Annotated in this window: 23 protein-coding genes; 7 read left to right on the top strand and 16 right to left on the bottom strand. The window is 40.9% G+C overall.

Annotation, left to right across the window (positions count from 1 at the left end; translation table 11 throughout):
• Window positions 1–233 precede the first annotated feature (233 nt).
• The 3 genes from LMF89_RS04830 to LMF89_RS04820 form a co-directional block, all read right to left on the bottom strand.
• Window positions 234–578 carry a CGGC domain-containing protein gene (locus LMF89_RS04830; protein ID WP_229534126.1) on the bottom strand — a complete coding sequence of 115 codons (345 nt, stop codon included), beginning with the start codon at window positions 576–578 and terminating at the stop codon, window positions 234–236.
• Window positions 579–754: 176 nt separating this feature from the next.
• A complete protein-coding gene (locus LMF89_RS04825) occupies window positions 755–2,407 on the bottom strand; it encodes a flagellinolysin (RefSeq protein WP_229534125.1) in 1,653 nt (550 codons plus the stop codon).
• 293 nt (window positions 2,408–2,700) lie between these two features.
• Window positions 2,701–3,504: an epoxyqueuosine reductase gene (locus LMF89_RS04820; RefSeq protein WP_229534124.1), complete on the bottom strand. Its 804-nt coding sequence runs from the start codon at window positions 3,502–3,504 to the stop codon at window positions 2,701–2,703.
• A 226-nt stretch (window positions 3,505–3,730) separates the two neighbouring features.
• On the opposite strand from LMF89_RS04820, the gene LMF89_RS04815 reads away from it, so the two are divergent.
• The gene (locus LMF89_RS04815) at window positions 3,731–4,612 is read left to right on the top strand and encodes a LysR family transcriptional regulator (protein WP_229534123.1); all 882 of its coding nucleotides are present in this window, start codon (window positions 3,731–3,733) and stop codon (window positions 4,610–4,612) included.
• A gap of 228 nt (window positions 4,613–4,840) precedes the next feature.
• On the opposite strand, the gene LMF89_RS04810 is transcribed toward LMF89_RS04815, so the two are convergent.
• From LMF89_RS04810 to LMF89_RS04790, 5 genes are read right to left on the bottom strand one after another with little or no spacing between them, the layout of a single operon-like run.
• On the bottom strand, window positions 4,841–5,575 hold the full coding sequence (locus LMF89_RS04810; RefSeq protein ID WP_229534122.1) for an alpha/beta hydrolase: 735 nt from the start codon (window positions 5,573–5,575) through the stop codon (window positions 4,841–4,843).
• Window positions 5,572–6,387, bottom strand: coding sequence for an ABC transporter ATP-binding protein (locus tag LMF89_RS04805; protein WP_304622595.1), 816 nt, complete (start codon window positions 6,385–6,387; stop codon window positions 5,572–5,574). The genes LMF89_RS04810 and LMF89_RS04805 overlap by 4 nt, the downstream gene beginning before the upstream one ends.
• A gap of 16 nt (window positions 6,388–6,403) precedes the next feature.
• Window positions 6,404–7,426 carry a FecCD family ABC transporter permease gene (locus LMF89_RS04800; protein WP_229534120.1) on the bottom strand — a complete coding sequence of 341 codons (1,023 nt, stop codon included), beginning with the start codon at window positions 7,424–7,426 and terminating at the stop codon, window positions 6,404–6,406.
• Window positions 7,419–8,426, bottom strand: a complete 1,008-nt coding sequence (locus tag LMF89_RS04795) for a FecCD family ABC transporter permease (RefSeq protein ID WP_229534119.1) — start codon at window positions 8,424–8,426, stop codon at window positions 7,419–7,421. Before LMF89_RS04795 ends, LMF89_RS04800 begins: the two co-directional genes overlap by 8 nt.
• A 23-nt stretch (window positions 8,427–8,449) precedes the next feature.
• Window positions 8,450–9,424: an ABC transporter substrate-binding protein gene (locus tag LMF89_RS04790; RefSeq protein WP_229534118.1), complete on the bottom strand. Its 975-nt coding sequence runs from the start codon at window positions 9,422–9,424 to the stop codon at window positions 8,450–8,452.
• A 332-nt stretch (window positions 9,425–9,756) separates the two neighbouring features.
• Between LMF89_RS04790 and LMF89_RS04785 the strand changes: the two genes are divergently transcribed.
• Both LMF89_RS04785 and LMF89_RS04780 read left to right on the top strand, forming a co-directional pair.
• Window positions 9,757–10,386 carry a helix-turn-helix transcriptional regulator gene (locus tag LMF89_RS04785; protein WP_229534117.1) on the top strand — a complete coding sequence of 210 codons (630 nt, stop codon included), beginning with the start codon at window positions 9,757–9,759 and terminating at the stop codon, window positions 10,384–10,386.
• Window positions 10,387–10,401: 15 nt separating this feature from the next.
• Window positions 10,402–10,515, top strand: a complete 114-nt coding sequence (locus tag LMF89_RS04780; RefSeq protein ID WP_255710960.1) for a helix-turn-helix domain-containing protein — start codon at window positions 10,402–10,404, stop codon at window positions 10,513–10,515.
• Window positions 10,516–10,874: 359 nt separating this feature from the next.
• On the opposite strand, the gene LMF89_RS04775 is transcribed toward LMF89_RS04780, so the two are convergent.
• The gene (locus LMF89_RS04775) at window positions 10,875–11,171 is read right to left on the bottom strand and encodes a putative quinol monooxygenase (protein WP_229534115.1); all 297 of its coding nucleotides are present in this window, start codon (window positions 11,169–11,171) and stop codon (window positions 10,875–10,877) included.
• A 120-nt stretch (window positions 11,172–11,291) separates the two neighbouring features.
• Window positions 11,292–11,984 (bottom strand): Crp/Fnr family transcriptional regulator, encoded by a 693-nt coding sequence (locus tag LMF89_RS04770; RefSeq protein WP_229534114.1) that lies wholly within the window; start codon window positions 11,982–11,984, stop codon window positions 11,292–11,294.
• Window positions 11,985–12,090: 106 nt separating this feature from the next.
• Here LMF89_RS04770 and LMF89_RS04765 point away from each other — a divergent pair, with 106 nt between their 5' ends.
• Entirely contained in the window at window positions 12,091–12,777 is a 687-nt protein-coding gene (locus tag LMF89_RS04765) for an ATP-binding protein (protein ID WP_229534113.1), read from the top strand.
• Window positions 12,778–12,886: 109 nt separating this feature from the next.
• Here LMF89_RS04765 and LMF89_RS04760 read toward each other — a convergent pair whose 3' ends face one another.
• Window positions 12,887–13,321 (bottom strand): MarR family winged helix-turn-helix transcriptional regulator, encoded by a 435-nt coding sequence (locus LMF89_RS04760; protein ID WP_007961042.1) that lies wholly within the window; start codon window positions 13,319–13,321, stop codon window positions 12,887–12,889.
• A 182-nt stretch (window positions 13,322–13,503) separates the two neighbouring features.
• Between LMF89_RS04760 and LMF89_RS04755 the strand changes: the two genes are divergently transcribed.
• Window positions 13,504–14,505 (top strand): YhdH/YhfP family quinone oxidoreductase, encoded by a 1,002-nt coding sequence (locus LMF89_RS04755; RefSeq protein WP_229534112.1) that lies wholly within the window; start codon window positions 13,504–13,506, stop codon window positions 14,503–14,505.
• A 164-nt stretch (window positions 14,506–14,669) separates the two neighbouring features.
• Here LMF89_RS04755 and LMF89_RS04750 read toward each other — a convergent pair whose 3' ends face one another.
• From LMF89_RS04750 to LMF89_RS04735, 4 genes are all read right to left on the bottom strand, one after another.
• Complete coding sequence (locus LMF89_RS04750) at window positions 14,670–15,089, bottom strand: CBS domain-containing protein (protein WP_229534111.1); 420 nt, start codon at window positions 15,087–15,089, stop codon at window positions 14,670–14,672.
• 104 nt (window positions 15,090–15,193) lie between these two features.
• On the bottom strand, window positions 15,194–18,307 hold the full coding sequence (locus LMF89_RS04745; protein ID WP_229534110.1) for an efflux RND transporter permease subunit: 3,114 nt from the start codon (window positions 18,305–18,307) through the stop codon (window positions 15,194–15,196).
• A 14-nt stretch (window positions 18,308–18,321) separates the two neighbouring features.
• Window positions 18,322–19,491: an efflux RND transporter periplasmic adaptor subunit gene (locus tag LMF89_RS04740; RefSeq protein WP_229534109.1), complete on the bottom strand. Its 1,170-nt coding sequence runs from the start codon at window positions 19,489–19,491 to the stop codon at window positions 18,322–18,324.
• A 32-nt stretch (window positions 19,492–19,523) separates the two neighbouring features.
• Window positions 19,524–20,816 (bottom strand): TolC family protein, encoded by a 1,293-nt coding sequence (locus LMF89_RS04735; RefSeq protein WP_229534108.1) that lies wholly within the window; start codon window positions 20,814–20,816, stop codon window positions 19,524–19,526.
• A 292-nt stretch (window positions 20,817–21,108) separates the two neighbouring features.
• On the opposite strand from LMF89_RS04735, the gene LMF89_RS04730 reads away from it, so the two are divergent.
• Both LMF89_RS04730 and LMF89_RS04725 read left to right on the top strand, forming a co-directional pair.
• Window positions 21,109–21,726 (top strand): outer membrane beta-barrel protein, encoded by a 618-nt coding sequence (locus LMF89_RS04730; protein ID WP_229534107.1) that lies wholly within the window; start codon window positions 21,109–21,111, stop codon window positions 21,724–21,726.
• Between the two features lie 916 nt (window positions 21,727–22,642).
• Window positions 22,643–22,912, top strand: a complete 270-nt coding sequence (locus LMF89_RS04725; RefSeq protein WP_007960874.1) for a hypothetical protein — start codon at window positions 22,643–22,645, stop codon at window positions 22,910–22,912.
• 209 nt (window positions 22,913–23,121) lie between these two features.
• Here LMF89_RS04725 and LMF89_RS04720 read toward each other — a convergent pair whose 3' ends face one another.
• Window positions 23,122–24,246 carry a DUF362 domain-containing protein gene (locus LMF89_RS04720; RefSeq protein ID WP_229534106.1) on the bottom strand — a complete coding sequence of 375 codons (1,125 nt, stop codon included), beginning with the start codon at window positions 24,244–24,246 and terminating at the stop codon, window positions 23,122–23,124.
• Between the last annotated feature and the right edge of the window lie 293 nt (window positions 24,247–24,539).

Below are 24,539 nucleotides of genomic sequence, written 5' to 3'. Positions count from 1 at the left end.
AATTCCCTGCATTCTAAGAAAATGCTGCGCGTCCTTTTTTTTAAAACCTTTAGAACCGCGAAGAACAGGTCGGCTAAAATATCTATAATATTCCGACGCGTTTTTCAAAACAAATAATTGAACCACAAAGACGCAAAGGACACAAAGGGTTTTATTATATTTTTTGTGTTCTCCTTTGTGTGCCGCGGGCAGCGGCATTGCGCCTTTGTGGTTCAAAACATCTTATATTTTCTTTACTTAGTAACTCTCTTCATAATAATTGTCTCTTGCCCCTTGCCTTCTTTTGATCCATGGGTATATCCTACGACATCAAAATGCTCGCTTAGACGCTTTGCCAATGCCTCATAATTAACGGCTTTCCCCCGCATGCAGGTAGACAAATGCACCACATCCACGCCATTTTTGATCATCGTCTCAATCTTATGATCGATATCGCCGTCAGCATGAGAAAAAGTTATAAGCTCAATATCGCCCTCGTATCCGGCAAAAGCATCCTTTCTTTGAAAGAAGGCATTAAGGCAGCCTTTACCAGTACAACGCTTCATGGTTTCTTCTCTGACTAATATAGCAACTTTCATGGTTCACCTTCACTTTTACATTTTTGAATAACTCTATCTATCCTTACCTTTGTTGCAACTGATCTAGAGCCACTCGTGTCTTTTCTAAAAAATCTCTGTTTCTATTCTATTTCTCATTTTACATACAAACTCCTGCAAGTTCATTCCTTGCAGGAGTTAATATTTATCCCTCTTTCCTAACTACTTTTCAGCAGTTGCAATACTCTCTCAGGCTGTAGTCTTGCTATCTTCGACACAATTCTAGCATTTGCATCACCCAGGCTGGTTTTTACTTGTTCCATTTCTTTTTTGACCATGTGGGAATCTGTTATCGCCAAAGAATTGACCTTTTCAGCGGTCTCACTCTCTTGATTGTTTAATTTATTTTTTATATCGCCAAGCTGCACTTGTTTATTGGTAACATAGGATATCGCCTCATCAAAAATTCCGCTGGCTGCATCAGAATGATTAACAACATCTACTTGATCCGTACCAAGAGCCTTGCTATCCACTTTAAACTGTGTGTAATTTCCCATACTACTTTCAATCATAGCAGCTTTATTGTCCTGATATGGAATTTTATCTTCCCTAGTTGGCCAGATAACGCGGAAGTTATCCAGCGGTGTCTCGGTCGGATGATTGATATCAGGAATTACCGATTCTGCCGTCTGAACAGGACCACCATCAACAGTAGCTCCTCCTATAGCTCCAGTATCGCCTCCAGCTAGAGAAGCTCTAAATTCACCCGCTACATCAAGCTTATGGATAAATGCAGCTCCGTTCCCATTTTTAACGTAATCATTAACAAAATCTTTCACATTAGAATAACGAGAGACATTGTTCAAAGCTTGATCAAGGCTTTCCGTTGGGTTGGACTTTAGATCCGTTAACAAATCTTTTACGCCGCCGCTATAGCCATCTTCTTTTATTTTCATATGTAAATAACGTACTGCCATGGAAGCTGCCGAATAATTTAAACTCGTATTCGCCCAGGAATTATTGGTCCCATCCCCCAAAGCATCTTGAAGCGCTGTTGCGCCTTTCATACCTCCACCACTACGCTTTAAATCACCAGCAACCCTTTCATTAGGGCCATGGATAAACTCTGCAGTTCCTTCTTTAAACCAGTTAGGCATCGCCTGAAAGTTCATTGTCCGCCCCATGAGCACATGAACCATCTCATGAGTAATAACGCGATCGTCGTACTGCCCTGGGTCTCTTCCCCCATTAGGCAAAGCAGCCGGAAGTGCGCTCTTAACGGCAATATGCATGGTCTGGTTAATGGCTTTGCCATCTTTGTCGTAATTGTACATGATCGCAGCAAGATAAGGCACAGCATCTTCATCCAGCACGATCTGTAATTCTGCTCCATCGCCGACTAGCCCATAACGCTCCTTTATGACATCTTCTGCTACTTCTAACCAATCACTTTTTAAGGCAGTCATAATCTCTTCATTATTCGGATCTGATGAGTAAGTGGTTTTATAGCTGTCAATATCATGATTTATACTATTAATTTCATTTTGAAGCCTTTCCTTTTCAGCTTCGTCTTGAGAATCAGCCGCTTGAGCAGCTAGTTCTTTTCCTCGCTCAAGCATGCTGCGAATTTTATCTAAATCTTGATCCGCAGCTTGCAGCAAGGATACGCCATTTTGCATATTTTTCAATGTTTGCGCCGGTATATCAGCCTTATTCTTTGTATCTTCAGACATTTCAACCTTGACAGCATCTTCATAATTTGCAGAACTTGTCTCTCTATTAGGAACAAGTGATAGCGGCTTCTTCTTTGACACATTATCTTTCTGACTCGCAGCCTTATTCGTTTCCACAATGGCGCTATTAATTCTCATTGGTGCTCACTCCTAACCCCTCGTGAGAAGGTACAACTTTTTCCCATCCTATATTTTGTATCGAAAGGATTTCTTTGAACTGCATTTGACTATATGCAATTAAACCAATTATATAAAAAATTTTTGAACCGCAATGATGCGAAGACTACGAAGAATAGAGAATACACATATCTCGACCTGTTCTTCGTACTGCTTCGCGACTTCGCGGTTCAATTTTTTTATAAAGCTATATATTTTTGTTGTTTAAATGTTGTCTAACATTAGGATTTTCATTAATAGTGCTATTTGATTTATTATCTGTTTACAGACATAGAACTTGCTTGTACGCGGGGAATACGCGCTTCACAAGGCACAGCGGTCTGACATTTTCCACAGCCGTATCTGGGACGATAGCGCGCCAATACGCGATCAAGGTAATCTGAGCAAACTGCATTATCCTTACCTTGCTCATTGATCGCCAAAGGAGGACAGCGCAAGATACAAGCACCACATTTGATGCAATGTTCATCAATTGCAGTATACTGCCGCTCAGTAGGATCAATGATAACATCTACAATGATACTGCCAATCCTGCCTGCGGAACCATGAGTTGTAATTAATGACCGATTCAGGCTAAAGGTTCCTAAACCAGCTACAAAGGCAACATGCCGTTCTGACCAATTACTGCGGCGATTCACCACACTAAAACGAGAATCCATAACGGGGGCAACGGCTCTCATTCCAGAGCCTTCAAAAAACTCTACTAAATATTTACTCAAAGAGTTATTGAATTGCTCTCCTTCATAGCGCCCATACATCCATTCCCGAGCAGCCACCCCTAATTTTCGATTCGCTTCACGGACTCTTTTCGTCAAGGGCAGGAAGTAAGATATAACCGACTTGGCACCTTCTAACCACTCCTGGGGCATTAGATGCTGCGGACCTACAACCTCTTTTTCCTTTAACTTTGTAAATAATGGGTCAAAGGCATCTGCTGCTGCAATCAGCGGCGCATCAAAAAGCTGCAATGAATCTAACTCTGCAATCGTATTCATTGGACTGTTCCTTGTGAAATCACATGCAGCATCTTGTATCCCCTGTAACGTTATTCCTGTCATACATCATTCCCCCACCCCTAGTACCTTGTGTGATTCCCGATCTGCGCGGCTCCTCCGCTTTGCAGGTCAAAAAAATCCTGGCTAAATTATCTATAGTTTTAACGGAGATAAGGTACTAGTAATTTTCTAATTTCATTGTACTACATCTCTTTAATTCTGTATAATTGAAATAAGAGAATGATTATATCAATATTATTGAACTATCAATATTGGAGTGATAACAAATATGGACCTACGAGGACTCAAAACATTCCTAACGATTGTAAAACTGGGGAACTTCCAACAAGCCGCCCAAGAGCTTCGCTATGCACAATCCACTGTAACGATGCAAATTCAAAAATTAGAGCGAGATTTGGGAGTAACCTTATTTGAACGGGGGAAAAGCTTTCGTCTGACAGAAGCAGGAAGAATCTGCAGCGAACAATCCGCCCATATCCTACGAGACGTCGATCAATTGCAAAATACCATGAGCGATATCACCCTCGGAGAATCCGGTTCCATTTTAATAGGTGCTATGGAACCAGCTGCAAGTTTCCGATTGCCTAACATTCTCGCTGCCTTCATGGAGCGCCATCCCAAAGTACAAATATCAATTCAAATTGGAAATACATGCACCTTAACGGAACTCACTCTAAAAGGCGAAATCGACTTTGCTATTTCTTCTGTACCAACAACCAGCTCTGGCTTAACGTTTGATCCTTTATTTTCTGAGCCCCTTGTATTGCTGGTTCCTTCCGTGAATCCCCTTGCAGTAAAACAAGATATCACGATACAGGATTTAAAAGGAGAGCGATTTCTAGTTACCTCTCGCGAATGTGTTTTTCGAAAAAAACTATCCATTCTATTACAAAAAATAGGCACTTCTTACACAACACTTGAAATCAACAGTTTAGCTGCACTTAAGTATTATGTCCAAGCAAATCATGGCATTGCCCTGGTTCCCGCAGCTACCGTCACACCAGCTCCTGCTGGTACGGCAGTAAAAATAGTACAGGATTTGAATCTGGATCTAGAAGTTGGATTTTTGCGCAGCTCTGAAAGAACTACCTTTGGCATAGCCGAAGAGAAGCTTTTCGCTTTCTTAAGAAAATCCTTATGCGTCTTTTAAAATAACTAAAAACATAATCGAACCACAAAGACGCAAAGTACACAAAGGATTTTATTTATATTTTTTGTGTTCTCCTTTGTGTGCCGCGGACGGCGGCATTGTGCCTTTGTGGTTCATAACATTCGATATTTTTGACCTACAAAACATATGCATTCTGCTATAGTAAAAATATCTACCTTGAAACAAAAAATGACCAGCTGCTCTATCTTTTAGAGCAACTGGTCATCTTTATGGGAATAACCATTGTAATGCTGTTGGGAAACGCTTCAGAAAGAAGGAGTGCCCATGGTCCCCACCTTCGTGGGTAACAAATTGGCAGTGCTCCTTAAGAAACCCTTTATCCAATAAAATCTCATGAACTTCTTGATTCTTTGCGACCATGTTTCTTTGAGCATTGTCTTTTCTTGTACCCTCTAATGATCCAACGTCCATGTAGATCCTGCGCCCAAACTGTACAATATCTGCTGAACGCATAAACGCAGTAAATCCTGCATACCAAAAAGAGCCTGAGATAGAGGCGATTCTGCCAAAAACCCCAGGATACAGGTACGCCGCATACATCGAGATCAAACCCCCAAAAGATGCACCTGCAATTACTGTATTTTCCGGATTCCTCATCGTACGATACTTCTCATCAATGTACGGTTTCAGATCCTTTACCAAAAACGCAAGATACTTGGCTCCCTGACCGCCAAAGTCTGAAAATCCTGCTGTAACTGCTTTCGCAAACCAAGGAGTATACTCATCATTGCGATTATCCGGTTTAATACCTGCAAAGATAAACTCTCGCAGTTCTTTTTCAATCATCATTTCTTCTAACTCACTCAGACAGTCGCAAAACAGGTAACCGCCATCATGCAGATAAACAACGGGAAAATGCTCCTCATGCATATCATAGGATGGCGGCAGGTAAATACAGATTTCGCTGCTCATAAAAGTGGTAAGAATCAGCTTTCCCTTCATGCCTCTCCTCCTATTGCTTCCTTCTCTGTCTGTAGATTGTCGTAACTAAAACAAACAGGTACTCCATCCCGAGGATCAAGCATCACTCTGGCATCAATACAAAAAACTTGTTTTAATACTTCTGGCGTGATCATTTCCTGAGGGCTGCCCAACGCAACGATATGACCTTCTTTCATCGCAACAATCTCGTGAGAAAAACGGGCAGCGTGGTTAATATCATGCAGCACCATAACAATGGTGCACTGCCGCTGACGATTTAACTGCTGCACGATCTTTAGCACTTCTAACTGATGCACCATATCCAAATAGGTAGTCGGTTCATCCAATAGAAGAATTGCGGTTTCTTGTGCCAATGCCATCGCCAGCCATACCTTTTGCCGTTCTCCTCCTGACAAACTGCCCAGCTCCCGATGCCGAAAAGAAATCGTTTTGGTAATATCCATAGCCCATTCAATGGCCTTTTGATCAGCTATTGAACTTTTTTGTCCTTGATTGAGATGGGGGAACCGCCCGTATGTAACCAATTCTTCTACTGTCAATTCATTAGGTCCCACTGAATTTTGGGGAAGAAGTGTGAGTCTTTTAGCGATTTCCCGGGTAGCAAGGCTTCTTAGATCCTGGTTATATAAAAAGACGGTTCCTGCCTTCTGTTTAAGAATCCGTCCCATGGTTTTCAATAGTGTTGATTTACCACAACCATTTGGACCAATAATCGTGGTGATTTTCCCTTCTTTTACAGAAAAATTAAGATCCTGGAAAACCGTATGCTGCTCATAGCCCGCTTGCAGTTTTTCTGTTCTAAGTATACTCATATCCATACACATCCTCTTAGGCTTTACTTCTAAATAACAAATAAACAAAATAAGGTACTCCAATCAGGGATATGATTGTCCCTGTAGCGATTTCTGCCGGTGCAAAGATGTTTTTGGCGATAAAATCTGCCACTATCACAAGAAGCATGCCTAACATTGCACATAGAGGAATCATTTGCTGATGGCGAATACCCGTCAGGGATTTGGCTAAATGAGGAACAATTAATCCTACAAACCCGATGCTCCCGGACACAGAAACACAGGCACTAACCAGCCCAGTGCTGCAAAGCAATAAAATAACCTGCTCTCTCCCTACAGAAACACCCAGGCTTTTGACGCTGCTTTCCTCTAGTTGGAACAAATCAAGAATATGGGCTTTCCAGAAAATGATAGGCAGTAAAAATAAGAACCATGGCAATATGGAGATGCTATATTGCCAATTGGCATGAAACAGACTGCCGACGCTCCAAACTGTCGCTGTGTGAAATTCCGTAGGATCCATTTTTAATGTAATATACAATGAAAGTGCCGCAAAACCAGAATCAAGAGCAATTCCCGTTAACAAGAAGCGTTGAGAATCCAGCCTCCCATTTTTCCAGGAAAGAAGATATACCAAAATTGAAGCAGCTAATCCTCCAATTAAACCAAAAAAGGGCATAGCCAGTATCGAAAACCAATCCGTTCCAGCAAGTTTCCCCTGATAAAAGAACATAAATACGACAATGGCAAGGCCCGCTCCAGCATTAATGCCTAAGATGCCAGGATCAGCCAGTCCATTTCGGGAAACACCTTGTAATACAGCTCCGGCGACCCCCAGCCCCGCCCCTACCAATCCGGCAATCACGATCCTGGGCAGTCGAAATTGATAAATCAGTACATCATATTCTCCGTTGCTCTGACTGCCAAATAGCGTCTTAACGACCTCAGCAAAAGTAAGATCAAAGACTCCATAACTAAGGCTTATATAAATAGCAGCCACAATTAGCCCTAGAGCAGTAAGCATGATGCCCACAAAACGCTCCTGACTGTATTTAAGCATACTTATTGCCCCCCTTTTTCCTCGCTAAATAAAGAAAGAAAGGCACGCCAATCAATGAGGTAATGACTCCAACTGGAGTCTCGAAGGGATAGTTGAGAAAGCGGCTTACTATATCAGATAAAGCCAAAAAGATGGCCCCTAGTGCCCCTGAACAAGGTATGACCCATTTATAATCAGCACCTACAAGGAAGCGGACGATATGAGGAATAATCAGACCTACGAAAGCAATTTTACCAGCTAAAGCCACAGCACTCCCCGTCAAAAGCATGACAGCAGCAGCAGCCAAGACTTTTACGACAGTAGTCCGCTGCCCCAAGCTGACCGCCACTTCTTCTCCCAAGGAAAGTACGGTGACAGATCTAGCAATCCGAAGAGCCGCAAGCATTCCGCCTACTACAAAGGGAATCGCTAATCCTACTTGCTCCGGCTGCAACTGATGCAGACGCGCATGATACCAAAAGCCAATATCCTGAGAGATTTGAAAATAGATTGCTAAGGCAGAAGCAAAGCTGCTTAGAAATGTTCCAATAATCGTCCCTAAGATAGCCAGTCTGACTGGCGATAATCCATTGGGCAATATGGATCCCAAACCAAAGACAATCCCTGCCCCAAGAGCAGATCCGGCAAAGGAAAATATGATCCGCTGCAAATCAGAGGCTTCGGGCAGCAAAATCATACTCAAGGTAACGGCTAAAATTGAACCATCACTGATACCCATAATTCCGGGAGAAGCCAGATAATTTCTGGTAATTCCCTGCATCAGCGCCCCGGATACCGCAAGAGCGCAGCCAATCAGCATGGTTCCCATCACTCTGGGCAGGCGGGAACTCATAATAATCTGGTGATCCACATTGGTGGGATCGAATTGAAATATGGCATTTCGTATCGTCATCATATCAATCTCTTTTGCACCATATAGTATAGATAAAGCCGCCATCAGAAGGATCAACGCTGGAGATGCCAGCAAAATCATATAGGGAAAATAACGTTTTACATACATTGGTTCCACTCACTTTGTACCGTTTATTGTGATAATTTTTCTATAGCAGCATTTAGAAACTGAATTTTTCCACCGATTGCTACCCCTTGCACCAAAGGGTCAACTACATTGATAAACACATTATTATTTTTTACTGCTTTCATACTCCGCCAAATCGGATTCTGCTGCAAGTCTTTCAATACGTTAGGCTGTGCCGGACTTTCAAGCACCGCATATTGCAGAAAGATATAATCCGGGTCCATTTCGCTGAACTTCTCCAAAGAAATGACTTCCTGTGCTTTAACGGCTTTGATTTCCTCTGGGACAGACAAACCTAATTCGCCATACAGTATTTCATTAAAAAATACATTCGCTGGATAAACACCAATATTACCCGCACGAATTCGTACTGCTACCACTTTTTTGTCCTTCACCCCTTCCGGCAAGCGAACTTTGGCAGCTGCCGCATCCTGCTCATACTTTCGCAGCACTTCTTTTGCCTGTTCTTGCTTACCAGTCAATTCGCCAAGAAAGAGGAGATTGGCTTTCCCGTCAATGGGAAAATGGGATATGGGGATGGTCGGAGCAATTTTTTTCAATTGCTCTGCCGTAGATGCAGGGAATTTGTCACTGCTCAAAATGACATCCGGTCTTATTTTCAAAATCGCTTCAAAGCTAGGCTGCATCCGTTCTCCGATGGGTTTCGCATCTTTCGTAATGTCTGCAAACAGGGTAGGAAACGTCCCGCCAATCGTCATAACACCAACGGGCTTCACCCCCAAAACTAACAGATCCTCTAATGCTTCCAGCGCACCAGTAACTACAATTTTGTCAATCTTATCAGGCAAGATATATTCTTTTCCAAGATAAGAATGACTTTTTCTCCCTACTTGACCCTTTGCTGAAACTGGCACACTCTGATCGGCTTGGTATAACACCGTCTTGTTGACATAAATACCAGTAATGAGACCGCCAGCGATTACAACCGCCAATCCCAAAATCCATAATTTTCTTGTCATGCTATTACTCCCTTACTTTATCTCAGTATGAAAGTAACGTACATCCGTTCCTTTCATGAAATTACACTGATTTTATTTCTCAATTAAAGATAGCATTTCTCTTACGAATTTCTTAGAAGGATATTACGATTTTTATAATAATATTGTGATTTTCAGAAAATAAATGTCTTGCAGAATCCTTGACACGCTCACCAAGACTCATTGACAAGCAAAGCAAAGAAGAATACAATAAATAAAATCAAATAATTGATAACGGTTATCATATTGTAACGATCTGCACAATTCTAAAGTCAAAATTAAGAATCCTATCTGATGTTTTGGAGGTATACTACATGTCGGTTCAAGAACATATCCGTCAAATCGATACAAAATTCTTTTTGTGTACTCATCTTCCCATCCGAACCTTTGATTTCAACGGAAATCTCATTCATTCCGCTGGCTATAACCGAGATATGGAAGATTTTTTTAAACACCATGACATTTTTGAGCAAGTACGCCAGGAACTTGTCACAAAGACCGAGAATTGCATCATTACGATCCCCTGCTTGGAATCTATTTCTTTCACCGCTTGCTGGGTTTGCAGCAAAAACATCAATTGGGGCTTTCACATCCTAGGTCCTTACACTACTTTGGAAGCTGTCAATCTCTTTGACATCGTATACAAGCCAACCTATTGTATACCTTACTTAATCACATTGCTGGGCACCATAGCAGCAGATAGTGCGTTTCTAAAGCAAAAAATCAAAAAATTTAATGACATGCCCTATAGTGCCTATGTCAAAAAATCCATTGATTACCTGAATGCACGTTACCATGAAACAATCACACTATCGGATATTGCAGCACACCTGAATATCAGCAAATACTATCTTTGCAGCTTATTTAAAAAGGAGACAGGGAAAAATTTTTCTCAGTACCTAAATGAAATCCGTATTGAAAAAAGCAAGGAACTGCTATTGTAGGAAAATTTATCTGTCTTGGATATCGCTCTTTCTGTGGGATTCAATAATCAAAACTACTATAATGTAATGTTTAAAAAATTTATGAATTATACCCCCTTAGAGTTTCGCAACCAACGCAAATCATCATAGCTGCATTGCAGCTATGATGATTTGAAAATAAGAAACACCTCGCCACGTCATATTTTAAGCAGATAAACGAATCGAACCACAAAGGCGCAAAGGGCACAAAGGGGGGGTATTTATATTTTCTGTGCACTCCTTTGTGTGCCACATCAGCGGCATTGTGCCTTTGTGGTTCATAATTTCTTATGTTTTTTACTTACACAACTTATAAATTCTATAAGAAAACACTAACTCATCCATCAAAACATAGCCGTTCTGAAACACAAAGAACACAAAGATGCAGAATAAACACATCGCTGTGTTCTTTTTGCATCTTTGTGTTCTTTGATTCTTACTATCTACTTTGAAACATGGCATACTCTCTGTCAGAAGCTTATTTCATCAGACTGATAAAGCTCAATTGTCGTTTTTTCAGCCAACAGGTTGGCTGATTTTTGCCGCCATTCATTAAGATGAGGTGTTTTAAGATGTTCTACAAGAGCCTCTTTGTCTCCCCATCTTTCTACAAAAGCGCAGCGATTGTCGTCATATGGATCATCCAGCAGCTCATAACTTATACATTTCTCTTCTTTCCGGGTGGCTGCAATCACGTCTTTTGCCAGAGCAAATAGTTCAGCCTTTTTTCCGGGTTTCAGCGTTTGTCTTGCAATTACAATTACCATGATATATATCTCTCCTCATTCCATCGTTCTCTATGTACTCTTTTCCATTAGAAGGAATATTCCTGCAACGCCAGTTTATCCGCCAGAAGATTTCTATTTCAAAATCCAAATACGCTGGGCTCACTCAGCTCCTCTTCTTAGCATGGCAAGATTATTAATTTTAACTGATGTCCGATAAAATTCGATGATGCCCTCGTCACGCATGCGGCCTAACTCCCGGGAAAGTGCTGTGCGGGAAACGCTGAGAAAATCAGCTAATTCATTGCGTTTTAAGGGCAAAACAAAGGTATTTTTTTGATTGATCTTATATTGCTCAAGAAGATAAATACTTATTTTCTCCCGCATGCCTTTTATCGCCAAATATTCCACTCTTTGATTCAGCATTAGTGCCTTAGTTGATAAAAGCACCAGCATGTTTTTAATCAGTTGCTTATAGCCTCCACAAACTTGAGTGCATTCACCAATTATTTTCTCAGGGGGTAAAAACATCACTGAGCATGTACCTTGTGCAAAAACCGATGCCGGCCAATGTTTTCTTGGTGAGAAAGCGATCATTTCTCCAAACAAATCTCCCGGACCAATCACCGTCATGATAACACGGCTGCCTGACGCACTTTCCTTGATGATTGCTGCCTCTCCTAATAACAAGATGCCCAAACCCGTATAGGGTTCACCCTGGACGGCAATATAGCTGTTTTTGTTATAGGTATTGATTTTAGGATTTAGACAATCTAACATGATATCTAGCTGACTCGGTGAAATATCATGAAAAATCGGCGATGAGACCAGAATTTTTACTATATTTGCATCCAAATGATCCTCACCTCACTTTAGGTAGCTATAGCTACCGATTTTTTACCTCTATTGTATTACAGTTAGGTATAAGAATTCAATGAATATCCCTTAGGAGGAATCTACGATGCAACTTCGAAAAGTTAGTAGAATCGATGAAGAGAAATGCACCGGATGTGGAATTTGCACCCAAACCTGTCATGAAGGTGCTTTGCAATTAGTGAATGGTAAAGCCAAATTGATTTCAGCCTCCCAATGCGACGGCCTGGGAATCTGCTTGCCAGTATGCCCGAATGGTGCGATTACCCTGGAAGAACAACCTGTTACTGCCCCTGCCATTGCTCAGGCGAATACAGCATTTCAATGCCCTGGAAGCCGTTCCAACCGAATTGAAAGAAAAATGGCTGGCAGCCAACTGCCAGAGCAAACAATTGTGCCACAATCCCAATTGCAGCAATGGCCTTGTCAGATCAAACTCATTCCTGTCACTGCTAGTTATTTTGACAATGCTCATGTTTTGATTGCCGCAGATTGTACGGCATATGCCTATGCTAACATTCATCACGATTTTATGCGTGATAAAATTACCCTAATTGGCTGTCCAAAGCTGGATGAGGGCAATTATGCCGACAAGCTGAAAGAAATCTTCCAATCCAATACCATCAGCAGCATCACCGTATTGCGGATGGAAAAGCCTTGCTGCAGCGGTTTGGTAAATGCTGCCCGGGAAGCATTAGAAAACAGCGGCAAGTCCATCCCCTTTGACTTTGTAATCATCGGGGTTGACGGCAGTATTATCAGTACACAACACTAAGTTAACAATATAAAGTACACCCTCACTGCTGGAGTTTATTACAATTGAAATAAACTCCAGCAAATTTTTCTTTACTCTGCTGGAGTTATCTTTATCCAATCGGTTAATACTAAACCGAATCAAAATTATTATTTAATTTCTTTAATAAACGTAGAAAAACCTTCTGTTCTTCAACGGAAAAACCCTTATAGGCTGTTCGATATACCTCATTTGAGATCCCACTGAACTTTGCCTGCATTTGCTTGCCCTTCTCCGTAAGCATGATATACGTAACTCTCTTATCCATTTGATTTTTTTCTCTTGTGATATAGCCTAAATCCATTAGTTTATTTACTAATGGTGTTATCGTTGATTTGTCCTTGCCGATTGTTTTGGCTATTTGCTTCATGGTTAGCTTATCATGATTTTCATAAAGGGCGGTAAGGATATTTCCATGAGACGGAATCAAATCATCCAATTCATTTTTCTGTAGTTGCTTTTCAATAAAGTGTAACATTTTATCTTTCGTTCTACTGATAAAGTAGACGATATATTTATCCTTCATATAACAACCTCGTTAACAAATAATAATTCTATATCGGAATAGCCATTGTAATTATAGTACTAGGTAAAATCCCATGTCAATATGGAATATTCTTCAAAAACAGATAATGGTTTGACACAAAACTATTTTCTGTTATAATGTTTTTAACAAACTTTATTCAATTAGGAAAGGAAAGTGAATCTATGTCTATAACCCATTTTAAAGCCATGTTAGTAACAGAGAATACGGATGCTACATTTTCAAGAGAAATTATCAATAGAGAGCTTACTGCCCTTCCAGAGGGAGAAGTTTTAATCCAGGTGAAATATTCTTCTTTAAATTATAAGGATGCTTTATCTGCCTCCGGCAATAAGGGCGTGACAAGGAAATATCCTCATACTCCAGGCATCGACGCCGCAGGAATTATTGTAAAAAGCAGTAATGAAAAGTTTCATACTGGGGATGAAGTCCTGGTTACTGGTTATGATTTAGGGATGAATACATCTGGCGGCTACGGTCAGTATCTTAGAGTACCTGCAGAATGGGTAGTTAAGTTACCTGAGAATCTTTCATTACGAGAAAGTATGATCTACGGCACTGCCGGCTTTACGGCTGCTCTTTCCGTCTATAAAATGATACATGGCGGTATTAAACCCGATGCAGGTAATATCTTGGTAACGGGAGCAACAGGCGGCGTAGGCAGTATTGCAGTTAGCATCTTACATAAGCTTGGCTATAGTGTGATTGCAGCTACTGGTAAAGCAGAAGCTAAAGAGATGTTATTACAACTCGGCGCCAAAGATATCATCTTAAGAGAAGAGCTTAATGATCAATCAGGAAGAATCCTTTTAAAAGGAAATTGGGCTGGAGTCATTGATACCGTTGGCGGAAATATGTTAGCCACTGCGTTAAAATCCACTAACTATGGCGGCAGTGTAACGTGCTGCGGAAATGTAGCCTCTCCTGAGTTATTAACTTCTGTATATCCATTTATCTTAAGAGGCATCACTCTATATGGAGTGGATTCGGTAATGTGTCCTATGGACTTGCGTTTGGAACTCTGGTCTTTACTCGCAAATGAATGGAAACCTCTTCAGCTGGAACAAAATGTCGAAGAAGTATCATTAGAGGGCTTAGATAAAAAAATTGACTTAATCCTGCAGGGAAAACTTCAAGGCAGAACCATCGTCAATCTTGATTTGTAATCTATGCAAGGCAATAGGACACAAAAGGTTCTGTTTTTTTAACCTATTTTTTGCGTTCTACTTTGTGTGCCGCGGGCGGCGGCATTGCGCCTTTATTGTATCTCATAGTAAAAAACGAGGTGCGGCTTTTATGCCGCCCTCGTTTTTTTGCTACGGTATACGATTTATATAGCATCTGATTTTATCGAACATTGTTTTGCGTAATGCTCAATAATCTCTCTTCGGCGAATGATCCCGATAAAGATTCCGCTGTCATCCACCACTGGAACAAAATTTTGTACGATGGCTAAGGAGAGCAGCCCTTCTATGTGAGCATTTACACGCACTGGATTATTGATTATCCGCCAAGGAATTTCGTTTATCATAACCCGCTCTGTATCAGCAAAGGTTAAGCCTGGTGTGTTTTTCATTTTCCATAGTAAATCCCCTTCGGTAATTGTCCCGGCATATTTACCATCCTCATCAATGATTGGAACAGCCGTATAACGATGATATTCCATTTTTTCGAGGGCCTGGCGCATTGTACTATTCACTGGCAAATGAACGACTTCATTTTTGGGAATCAGGAAGAATGCAATGTTCATGGAAAAGAATCCTCCAACTTCGATTTAGTCCTGCTCGCAGTATGTTAAAATTGCCTTTCTGGCAATACATTATGCTTCTACACGAGCCATCATTTTTCCTGGTTTTATGCCTTCTTCCCCAATGCAATTTTTTCTATCACTACAAACAGAACAGGGATTAAAAAAATCCCAAGAGTTGTAGCGGTAAACATACCGCCAACAACTGCCGTCCCCATAGAATTTCTAGCGCCAGCACCAGCACCAGTAGCAATTGCCAAGGGAAAGCAGCCAATAATAAACGCTAAGGACGTCATCAGAATCGGACGCAGACGGATCTTGGCTGATTCTATGGCAGCCTGTACAGGGTCCATGCCTTTATCAACCCTGACTTTAGCAAATTCAACAATTAATATTGCATTCTTTGCAGCCAAACCAATGAGCATCACTAGACCGATCTGCATATACACGCTATTTTCTAAATTACGCGCATACTGAAATAGAAACGCCCCAAAGATTCCTACAGGAACGGTAAGCAGTACTGCAAAGGGAACACTCCAGCTTTCGTAAAGTGCAGCTAAGCACAAAAACGCAAATACCATTGCCATGCCAAATACGATGGGGGCCCGATCACCAGAAAGCTTTTCCTCCCGACTTTGACCTGACCATTCATAGGTATAGCCATCAGGTAATACCTCAGCAGCCACTTCTTCTAAAGCTGTCATTGCCTGGCCGGAACTGTATCCTACCGCCTGACTGCCGCTGATTTTAACAGACTTAACACCGTTGTATCTTGTAATGACCGAAGGAGCACTTACTTTCTTGGGTTTTACTAAGGTATTTAACGGTACCATTGTGTCATTTGAACTTTTTACAAACAGATATCTCATGGCATTAATATCACTGCGAAATGCGGAGTCTGCCTGTACGGTGACTTTGTAAGTACGTCCAAACTTATTAAAATCATTTACCTGTGATCCACCGAGAAATACTTGTAAGGTCGTAAATACATCGTCAACGTCTACACCCAATTTCTCAGCTTTCGCCCGGTCTACTTCAAATTCATATCCCGGTGTATTGGCTTTGAAATTGGAAGCAATTGACCCAATTTCAGGGCGCTGCTGTGCTGCAGCAATAAATTTCTGTGATATGCTGTCTAAATCATCCAATGAGCCTCCACTTCGATCTTCCAGCATTAAACTATATCCGCCCACCATCCCAAGTCCTGGAAGAGCAGGAGGAGCAAACGAAATTACAGTTCCTTCTGGTAATTGAGCTCCACTCATAAAGGTTTGTGCAATTTCCGCTTTCACTTGTAATTGCGCATCTTTTCTTTCTTCCCACGGAGCCAATGAAATAAACATCGCACCTGCATTTGGCTTGGTTCCTCCACCTAACATGTCCATTCCAGATAAGGACATCACGTTTACAACTCCTCCTTGAGAGGACACGGTTTGGGTTAAACCTTTCATTGCACTAATCGTACGATTTAAGCTGGATGCCTCTGGCAAAGTAAGAGAGGTCATATAGAATCCCTGATCCTCATCAGGTACAAAAGATGTGGGAACCAGCTTATACAATACACCAATCAAAATAAATACAACCAACAGCAGAACCATACACAAACGTGCCTTAGCAATGATTTTTGTTAAGCCCGCTCCATATTTTTCAATCACCCTATCAAAGCAGTCATTAAATTCATCAAAAAATCTGCCAACAATCCCCTTGTGACTATTGGGATCATATGGTTTCAATAGCAGCACGCAAAGTGCCGGTGTAAGGGACAACGCAACAACAGCAGATAGAGCCATGGATACTGCAATGGTTATAGCAAACTGTTTGTATAAAATCCCCATCATTCCGCCAAAAAAGGCAACTGGAATAAATACAGATGCTAAGACAAAGGCTATAGCAACTACTGGGCCGGAAACTTCACTCATCGCCCGTCTCGTAGCTTCTAAAGGGGTCAGTCCTGAATAACGCATATGATGCTCAACTGCCTCAATTACAACAATCGCATCATCCACTACAAGCCCGATGGCAAGCACCATGGCAAATAAGGTCAATGTATTGATCGTAAATCCTAAGGCACTAAAAGCGCCGAATGTTCCCAGCAAGGATACGGGAATTGCCAAGGTAGGAATCAATGTGGCACGCCAGCTTTGTAAAAAGAGGAATACAACAATGACTACCAGCAGCAATGCTTCGGCAAAGGTTTTCCCAACCTCTATCATTGATTGCCGTACAAAATTGGTATTATCAACAACTATTTTGTATTGCATCCCCACAGGGAAATTTTTTGACGCTTCTTCCAAAACTTTTTTTACATTGCCGATTGTCTCTAAAGCGTTTGCATCACTGGTTAGCTGAATAGCAAACCCGGCACTGTGATGCCCATTAATCAGACTGTCATACGTGTACTCTTTGCTGCCGAACTCAACTCTAGCTACATCTTTGATATGAACCGCTGAGCCATCGGAATTGGAACGAATAATAATATTTTCAAACTCTTTAGCAGTACTAAGACGTCCCTTTACGCGGGCCGTATACTGGAACTCCTGGTCGGATGCTACCGGCATTTTGCCAAGAGAACCAGCAGCAGCCTGCACATTTTGCTTTTCAATAGCCGACGTCACTTCACTTGTCGAAATCGCCAGCTCCGCCATTTTTTCAGGCTGCAGCCATATTCTCATACTGTAATCGGAACCAAATGCCGACACATCACCGACACCTTTGACCCGTTTAATATCATCAAGAAAGTAAATACTTCCATAATTCTTCAAGAAATTCACATCATAAGTGTCATCTGGAGAATAGAGATTAAAAATCATGGACATATCTTGGGATGCTTTTCGAGTTGTAATGCCTGTTGTCTGAACAGAACTTGGTAATGATGCGTTTGCCTCTGATACACGATTTTGCGTCTGCACGGCTGCCGTGTCAGAGTCTTTACCAGATTCAAATTGAACCGTTAGCGAATAGGAACCTGAATCTGTACTGGTGGAAGACATGTAAGACATACCTTCTACGCCATTTACTTGCTGTTCAATTACCTGTGCTACCGTTTGATCTACAACATCAGCATTTGCCCCTTGATAACTTGTGCTAATGCTTACTGTCGGCGGCGAAATTTGCGGATACTGCGCCACAGGCAGGCTGAAGGCAGCGGTTACGCCTATTATTGTTATGATGATTGATAAAACAATAGCAAAAATAGGGCGATCAATAAAGAATTTAGCCATTGAAATCTCCCCCCTTATTGCTTAGCCGGAGTCTGTAAATCCTCCGGTTCTATCATGGTTACTTTTAATGTTGTTCCTTGTTTAACTTTGTCGATTCCTTCTACAACAATACAATCATCAACAGTAAGTCCTTCTTCTACGATCCACATGTTGCCGACCTTATTTCCCATCTTCACGCTACGGCTTTCAGCTTTGTAGTCTTTTGTCACTACAGTAACAAATGTATTTTCCAGCAATTCTTTTACTGCCCGCTGGGGAATTAGCAACGCTCCCTTACGAACATCTCCTTGGGCTGATACCCGGGCAAACATCCCAGGCAAAAGAAGTTTTTGCGGATTACTAAAAGCTGCTTTTAGAGTAATTGTTCCCGTAGTATCACTTACTCCTTTATCAATTTGCTCAATATGACCAATCAATGGATATTCTACTCCATTACTAAGGGTAAGTTTGAGATTGTCCTTAAAATTACTTGGCAGCGTACCATTCCCTAGCTGAGCAAAATTTAAGTATTCATTCTCACTCATACTAAATTGCACCCAAATAGGGTCCATTGATGATACGGTAGCCATAGTAGTGGACCCCGCTACTACATAATATCCGTTGCTTACATCGTTCACATCAATTCGTCCATCAACTGGCGAGACGATTAACGTATCTTGTGAATCCTCCTCAGCCTGCTGCAAATTGGCCTGATTCACGTCAACGGTAGCAGCATCTTCTTCGGCTTGCGACACATTCGCATCTACTGTTTGCTGGGCAATACCGTTTACACTTGCTAATTTCTGATATCTTTCCACATCTTTTTGGGAATTACGAAGTGTCACTTTTGATTTGTTGAGGGTTGCCCTAGCAGAATTTATGGCTGATCGATACTGCTTGTCATCAATCTGAAACAATGGCTGTCCCTTATAAACTAAATCTCCACCATTGACCATTTTAGCCACAATGTTGCCAGATACTTTAGACATAATTTTGATTTCATCTTTCGATTTTACTTGTCCTACGAATTCATACTGAATCGGAGTATCACGCTGTACGACTTTCGTTGCTTTTACTTCTACTGCTTGTGGGGCTTGGGTGGTTTGTGTTTTTGAGAACCAGCCTGAATGTACAATAACAGCACCTACTAAGATTACCGAAATCATGATCGCTGCATATGTTCTAGTTGAATATTTACTGCTCACTTACGATTCCTCCTATAACAACATTTGATGATTTATTTGACGGGAATCCCCATAGCCTGCTCTAACTTTGCTTTATTGGTGTTATGGTCATATAAAGCCTGAATATGGTCTTTTTTAGCGGAATCTAACGATAATACTGCATCAAGAAGGTCAAGATTGGTACCAACTCCCACATCATAACGAACTTTCTGGATCATAAGACTTTCTTCCGCTTGGTCTACTGATACTTTACTTGTCTCAATCCGCTTTTCAGCTTCATACATGCTCAGATAATACTGGCGAACACTCAGCAGGATAGAATCCCGTTCGGTCTTCGCCTTATCTTCCACCATATCCACATTATGTTGTGCTTGCTGCACTTTGGAATGGGTTAATCCGGAATCAAATACATTGAAGGAGGCTGTCATTTTCAGCGTCCAATTATTATTTTTCGCCCCCGGAAGATGCGTATCATTCCAATCCTCCGTAGCCGCCAGATCAACTGTCGGCAGATAACCACTTTTGGCAATTTTAACATCATATTGGGCGCTGGCAATATTTGCATCATATTGCGCTAGTTCTAATCGGTGTTTTTTTGCATATTCGATGCATTCCTCAAGGGTTTGTGAATATTTTTCATATTGAAAGCTGTCTTTTAATTTTAACTCCGTGTCATGAGATAGGCCAATCGCATTATTGAGTGCAGCCATCGCATTATTGTAATTATTTTGCGCTTTAATTAGGCTATTTTGAGCCGTTGCCAAATTAACTTGGCTTGACAGTACATCTGTTTTAGCAACAAGACCTAAATCATATTTTATTTTCACTAAATTCAGATGATCCACATAGTTATTCACGGTGTCCTGATCCACTTGTACTTCGTTGCGATATTCTAAAACCGTAAAGTAGTCCGTAACCACATCTAATTTGAGTTGCTGTTTTGCCAGGTCAATATCCATTTCGGCAACTTTAAGACTCAGTTTAGCCTGATCAATTTTATTCTCTAATTTATTGCCCGAGTAAATCGGCAGGCTAAGAGATAAGCTATTATCAAACTCAGTAGTATAGGTGTATGCGGGGGTTAAAACTGTGGGTGCTGTCTTGTACCTTTCACTTATGTGACTATAGTCAAGAGAAACGCCTTTATTCTTCTTAGCTTCTTCGACAGCCCAATAAGACTTTTCTCGCGAGGACTGCGCATATTTTATATCATGATTATTCTGCAGGGCTAATGCAATGCTATCATCCAATGATAGCTCTATGGGGTTTGCAAATGCAGCTTGACTGAAAGTCAGCATGAAGATCATGGGAATTAATGCTGTAAAGCATCGCTGTTGAATGCTCATATGTTACCTCCTAATGAATCTTAGATCTGTAAATTATACCAACTTAAAATTACATTCAGTTGTAACTTATGTGTCGATTCTGTCACAATTCTTATTTATGAAACGACAAAAAGCAGCTATATGCGATTTATATCGAGTCTTCAAATACAAATAAAATAATCTTTTGTTATAATCCATATAAAATTGCTTTGTGTTTCTTTTTTAATCGGAGGACACAGAGAAAATATAGATAGGGTTGCCTTGTAACAACTATACAAAAGATCATTTTACACAAAAATAGGGAGGTTTTATCTTGAAAAAAATCATTTATGTGGTCTTTTTATTATTCATTTCCACTTCAGCTCTTTGCTCAGCCAGCCCTGTACCAAACTATTCTTTGGGGGAAATCTCAATTGATATGAATTTAGGTGCTCCGGACCTGACAAATGACAGTGGAAAAGCTGACGGAAAATACAATGTAGGATACAGCGTAACAGCAGGGGTTGGATTTGGTTTTGCCGGACAATATACCTATAATAATTTCAAAACAAAGTCGCCTCTTAATGGAAGCAATGAAATTAAAGCCCAGCAGCTAAATGTAATAAGTAATATATTTGACACCATTGCTAATGTTTCTGTGTTTGGAGGTATTTCACAAACTGAGGCAGTTGGCGGATCTCAAAAAGATGGACTTGTAGTAGGTATTGCTGCGAATATGCCAATCGCTCCAAGAACGAAAGTCTATGGAGTACTCAGTACAGGCAACCACCTGGGGGGCTATGAAATCGGCATAAGCTACCATATAGCCAAAGATACTGACTTTAACCTTGGTTATCACGACACCAAATATAAAGATTTAACATTTGAAGATGACACCAAAAGTGACGTAATCTCGAAAGGTTTCGTTGGCGGTGTTCACTTTAAACTGTAATAAATACATAAAGAAAAGGGCCGTCTTAAAAAGGATTTTTCATCCTGATTTGAGCGGTCCTTTTCGCATGATCTAAAATTGGTTTAAAAGTGGGTATACGAAAATAGAGGAAGATTCTTCCTCTATTTCCGAGTTTTACGATATACCTGAAAGTCGTAAAATAAGACTTAGGAACTGGCTTCGCAAGGTGTAGGAGCTCAAGTCTCCTCTCCCGCACCCCAACAAATACAAGGCTTTCAGGGTTATACATGAAGTTTTTTTATTGCAGCATAACGTTTGTACAGCAACGCGGGAAAAAAGTATTGTTGCATTTTTGACGTTTTTTTCAATTCGATAATTAGGATTTTAGGGACTTTTTCCACTCTATTTTAGCTTGCAATCTCCATAAAATATAATATAATTAGAAATAGGTGGAAATTAAAAAAGTCGCCGTGTCCTGAGAGTGCGGTAACACTCTCAGGCACGAGCAGGTGTACGAGCACCTACACGTAACAGCTAGCTGTCTACGACGACAATTTATTATACCGTGATCTTTCCTTGAAAACAAGGGATGCATTATTCGGAATAGTAATATTGTGAGTTTTGGCAGAGGCTTAGCGTCTGCGCGTAGTCAAGACGAAGCAAAGCGCATGTGTAGGTTGAAAAGACCTCGCATATGCGTTTTTTTAATTTCCCCTGAAACAAACTGTATGCTGGTTTCTTCTATCCTGAACTGGGGATAGAAGAAACCTCCTACAGGATGAAGATGGGGGGATATAAATTGGTAGCAATCCAAGGTAAGAAAGAAGTATGCAGTTGGGGCAAAAGCACCGCACCAGCACGTGGCGGGGACTCCTCCTCGCCACAACGAAGGAGAGATATTCATTCCATTTACGAAGCACAACACCCGATTCCTGGGAAAATGAGGATAGTGTAAATGTACAGAACCTATAGAACAACGAAAGACACGATTATGGGTGAGGAAACAGAGAGCGCCGACATTACACTTAAATTGATTACAGATTTGGATGGGAAAGAATATGTGATAGTCAAGAAGCAAAAAGAAGATGCGATATATCATCTTTCGCTTGTTGGAAAAGTCACTGAAATAGTTCACGAAATTTCATTCGAAGAATATAGAGACATTACCTATGCAAGATTAGACAAGGAATTGTTAGAGCAAGGAATCAAACCCAGGAGACGGTAAAACATGGTGTAAAGTGTTCGAAGATTTGGTTCTAAAGAACAATTCAATATACATGGGAAGAAACTACGCACATTATAAAAACGTGGGTAGTTTTTTGATTTTTTACGAAAAAACAAACCTGTCTCTCATACTTTTGTATTTTGAGACAGGTCCTTTTTCTTTACGTATTATTAAATGGGTATGCAATCTATAGATTATAACGTTAATGCCTAAACTTCAATAAGCTCATACTGTTTGGTGCCAATACCGATTTTTTCGGCATGATCAAGACAGGACATCCAATTGGTTTCAGGATGAGCCGTTTGAAAATGATCATGGTCATTCGACGAGCCATTTTTATTCTTTAGCTGCTCTGCCAGATAGCTGTCCGCAATGGCAGGCGCCGCATTTGCTTTATCAGCACAAGCCATATCAAGGGCCACGGGATCAAAGGATGCAAACATACCAATATCAGGAATGATCGCTACATCATTTTCAGCATGACAGTCGCAAAATGGGGAAACATCAATGACTAAACTGATATGAAAATGCGGCCTGCCATTTAAAACCGCCCAAGTGTATTCGGCCATTTTTTTATTAAGGACATCATTGGATTCGTCCCAGGCAGCGCCAATCGCATCAAAATGGCAAACCCCAATACATCTTCCACAGCCAACACATTTTGCATGGTCAATTTGAGCCTTCTTGTCAATAAGGCTTATGGCGCTATGAGCGCAAATCTTCACACAGGCGCCGCACCCTACACAACTTTTTGTACGAACGTTTGGCTTACCGTCACTGTGCATTTCCATTTTGCCAGCCCTTGAACCACAGCCCATGCCGATATTCTTTAACGCACCGCCGAACCCCGTCAGCTCGTGACCCTTAAAGTGACTTAGGCTGATAATAATATCCGCATCCATTACAGCACGGCCAATTTTCGCTTCTTTCACATATTCTCCAACAGGCACAGGTACATATGACTCATCCGTACCTTTTAAACCGTCACCTATAATAATCTGACAGCCAGTAGTAAAGGGATTATAGCCATTTTCATATGCTGCATCTAAATGCTCAAGAGCATCTTTACGTCTTCCGACGTATAAGGTATTACAGTCCGTAAGAAAGACCCTACCACCTAAACTTTTGATTACATCTGCAATCACTTTAGAGTAATTCGGTCTAAGATATGCAAGATTGCCAGGCTCACCAAAATGTATTTTAATAGCACTAAATTTACCTGTAAAATCAATTTGCTCAATTCCAGCTTTCTTTACTAATCGCTCCAGCTTTTGCAGCAAGTTCATCTTGCTAGTTGCCCGCATATTTGTGAAATAAACCTTTGATTTTTCCATAATATCCTCCCCTTGTTCTCATGATCATAGATTCTTGGAAAAGTAATCCACAATCGCTATTTATGTTTTATTTACCATTCAAAGACATTTTCCTGCAAGAGTACAATTAAGAACTTAGAATAAAAAACAAAACATTTTCAACCGCGAAGATGCGAAGATTACGAAGACTAGTCGAATATGGACTATTTCTTCGTAACCTTCGCAGTTCATGGCTTTTTCACTATAACGTTATCTTTATTAATGCTGCGTTATTTCAATAACTTCTCAATGTCCTTTTCCAAGCCTTTTGGCTA

The sequence above is a fragment of the Pelosinus baikalensis genome, from assembly GCF_020819555.1.
In the GTDB taxonomy this organism is placed as follows: Bacteria; Bacillota; Negativicutes; order DSM-13327; family DSM-13327; genus Pelosinus; species Pelosinus baikalensis.
Note: the sequence above shows the minus strand (reverse complement) of the source record. Positions and strands in the feature narration are given on the sequence as shown.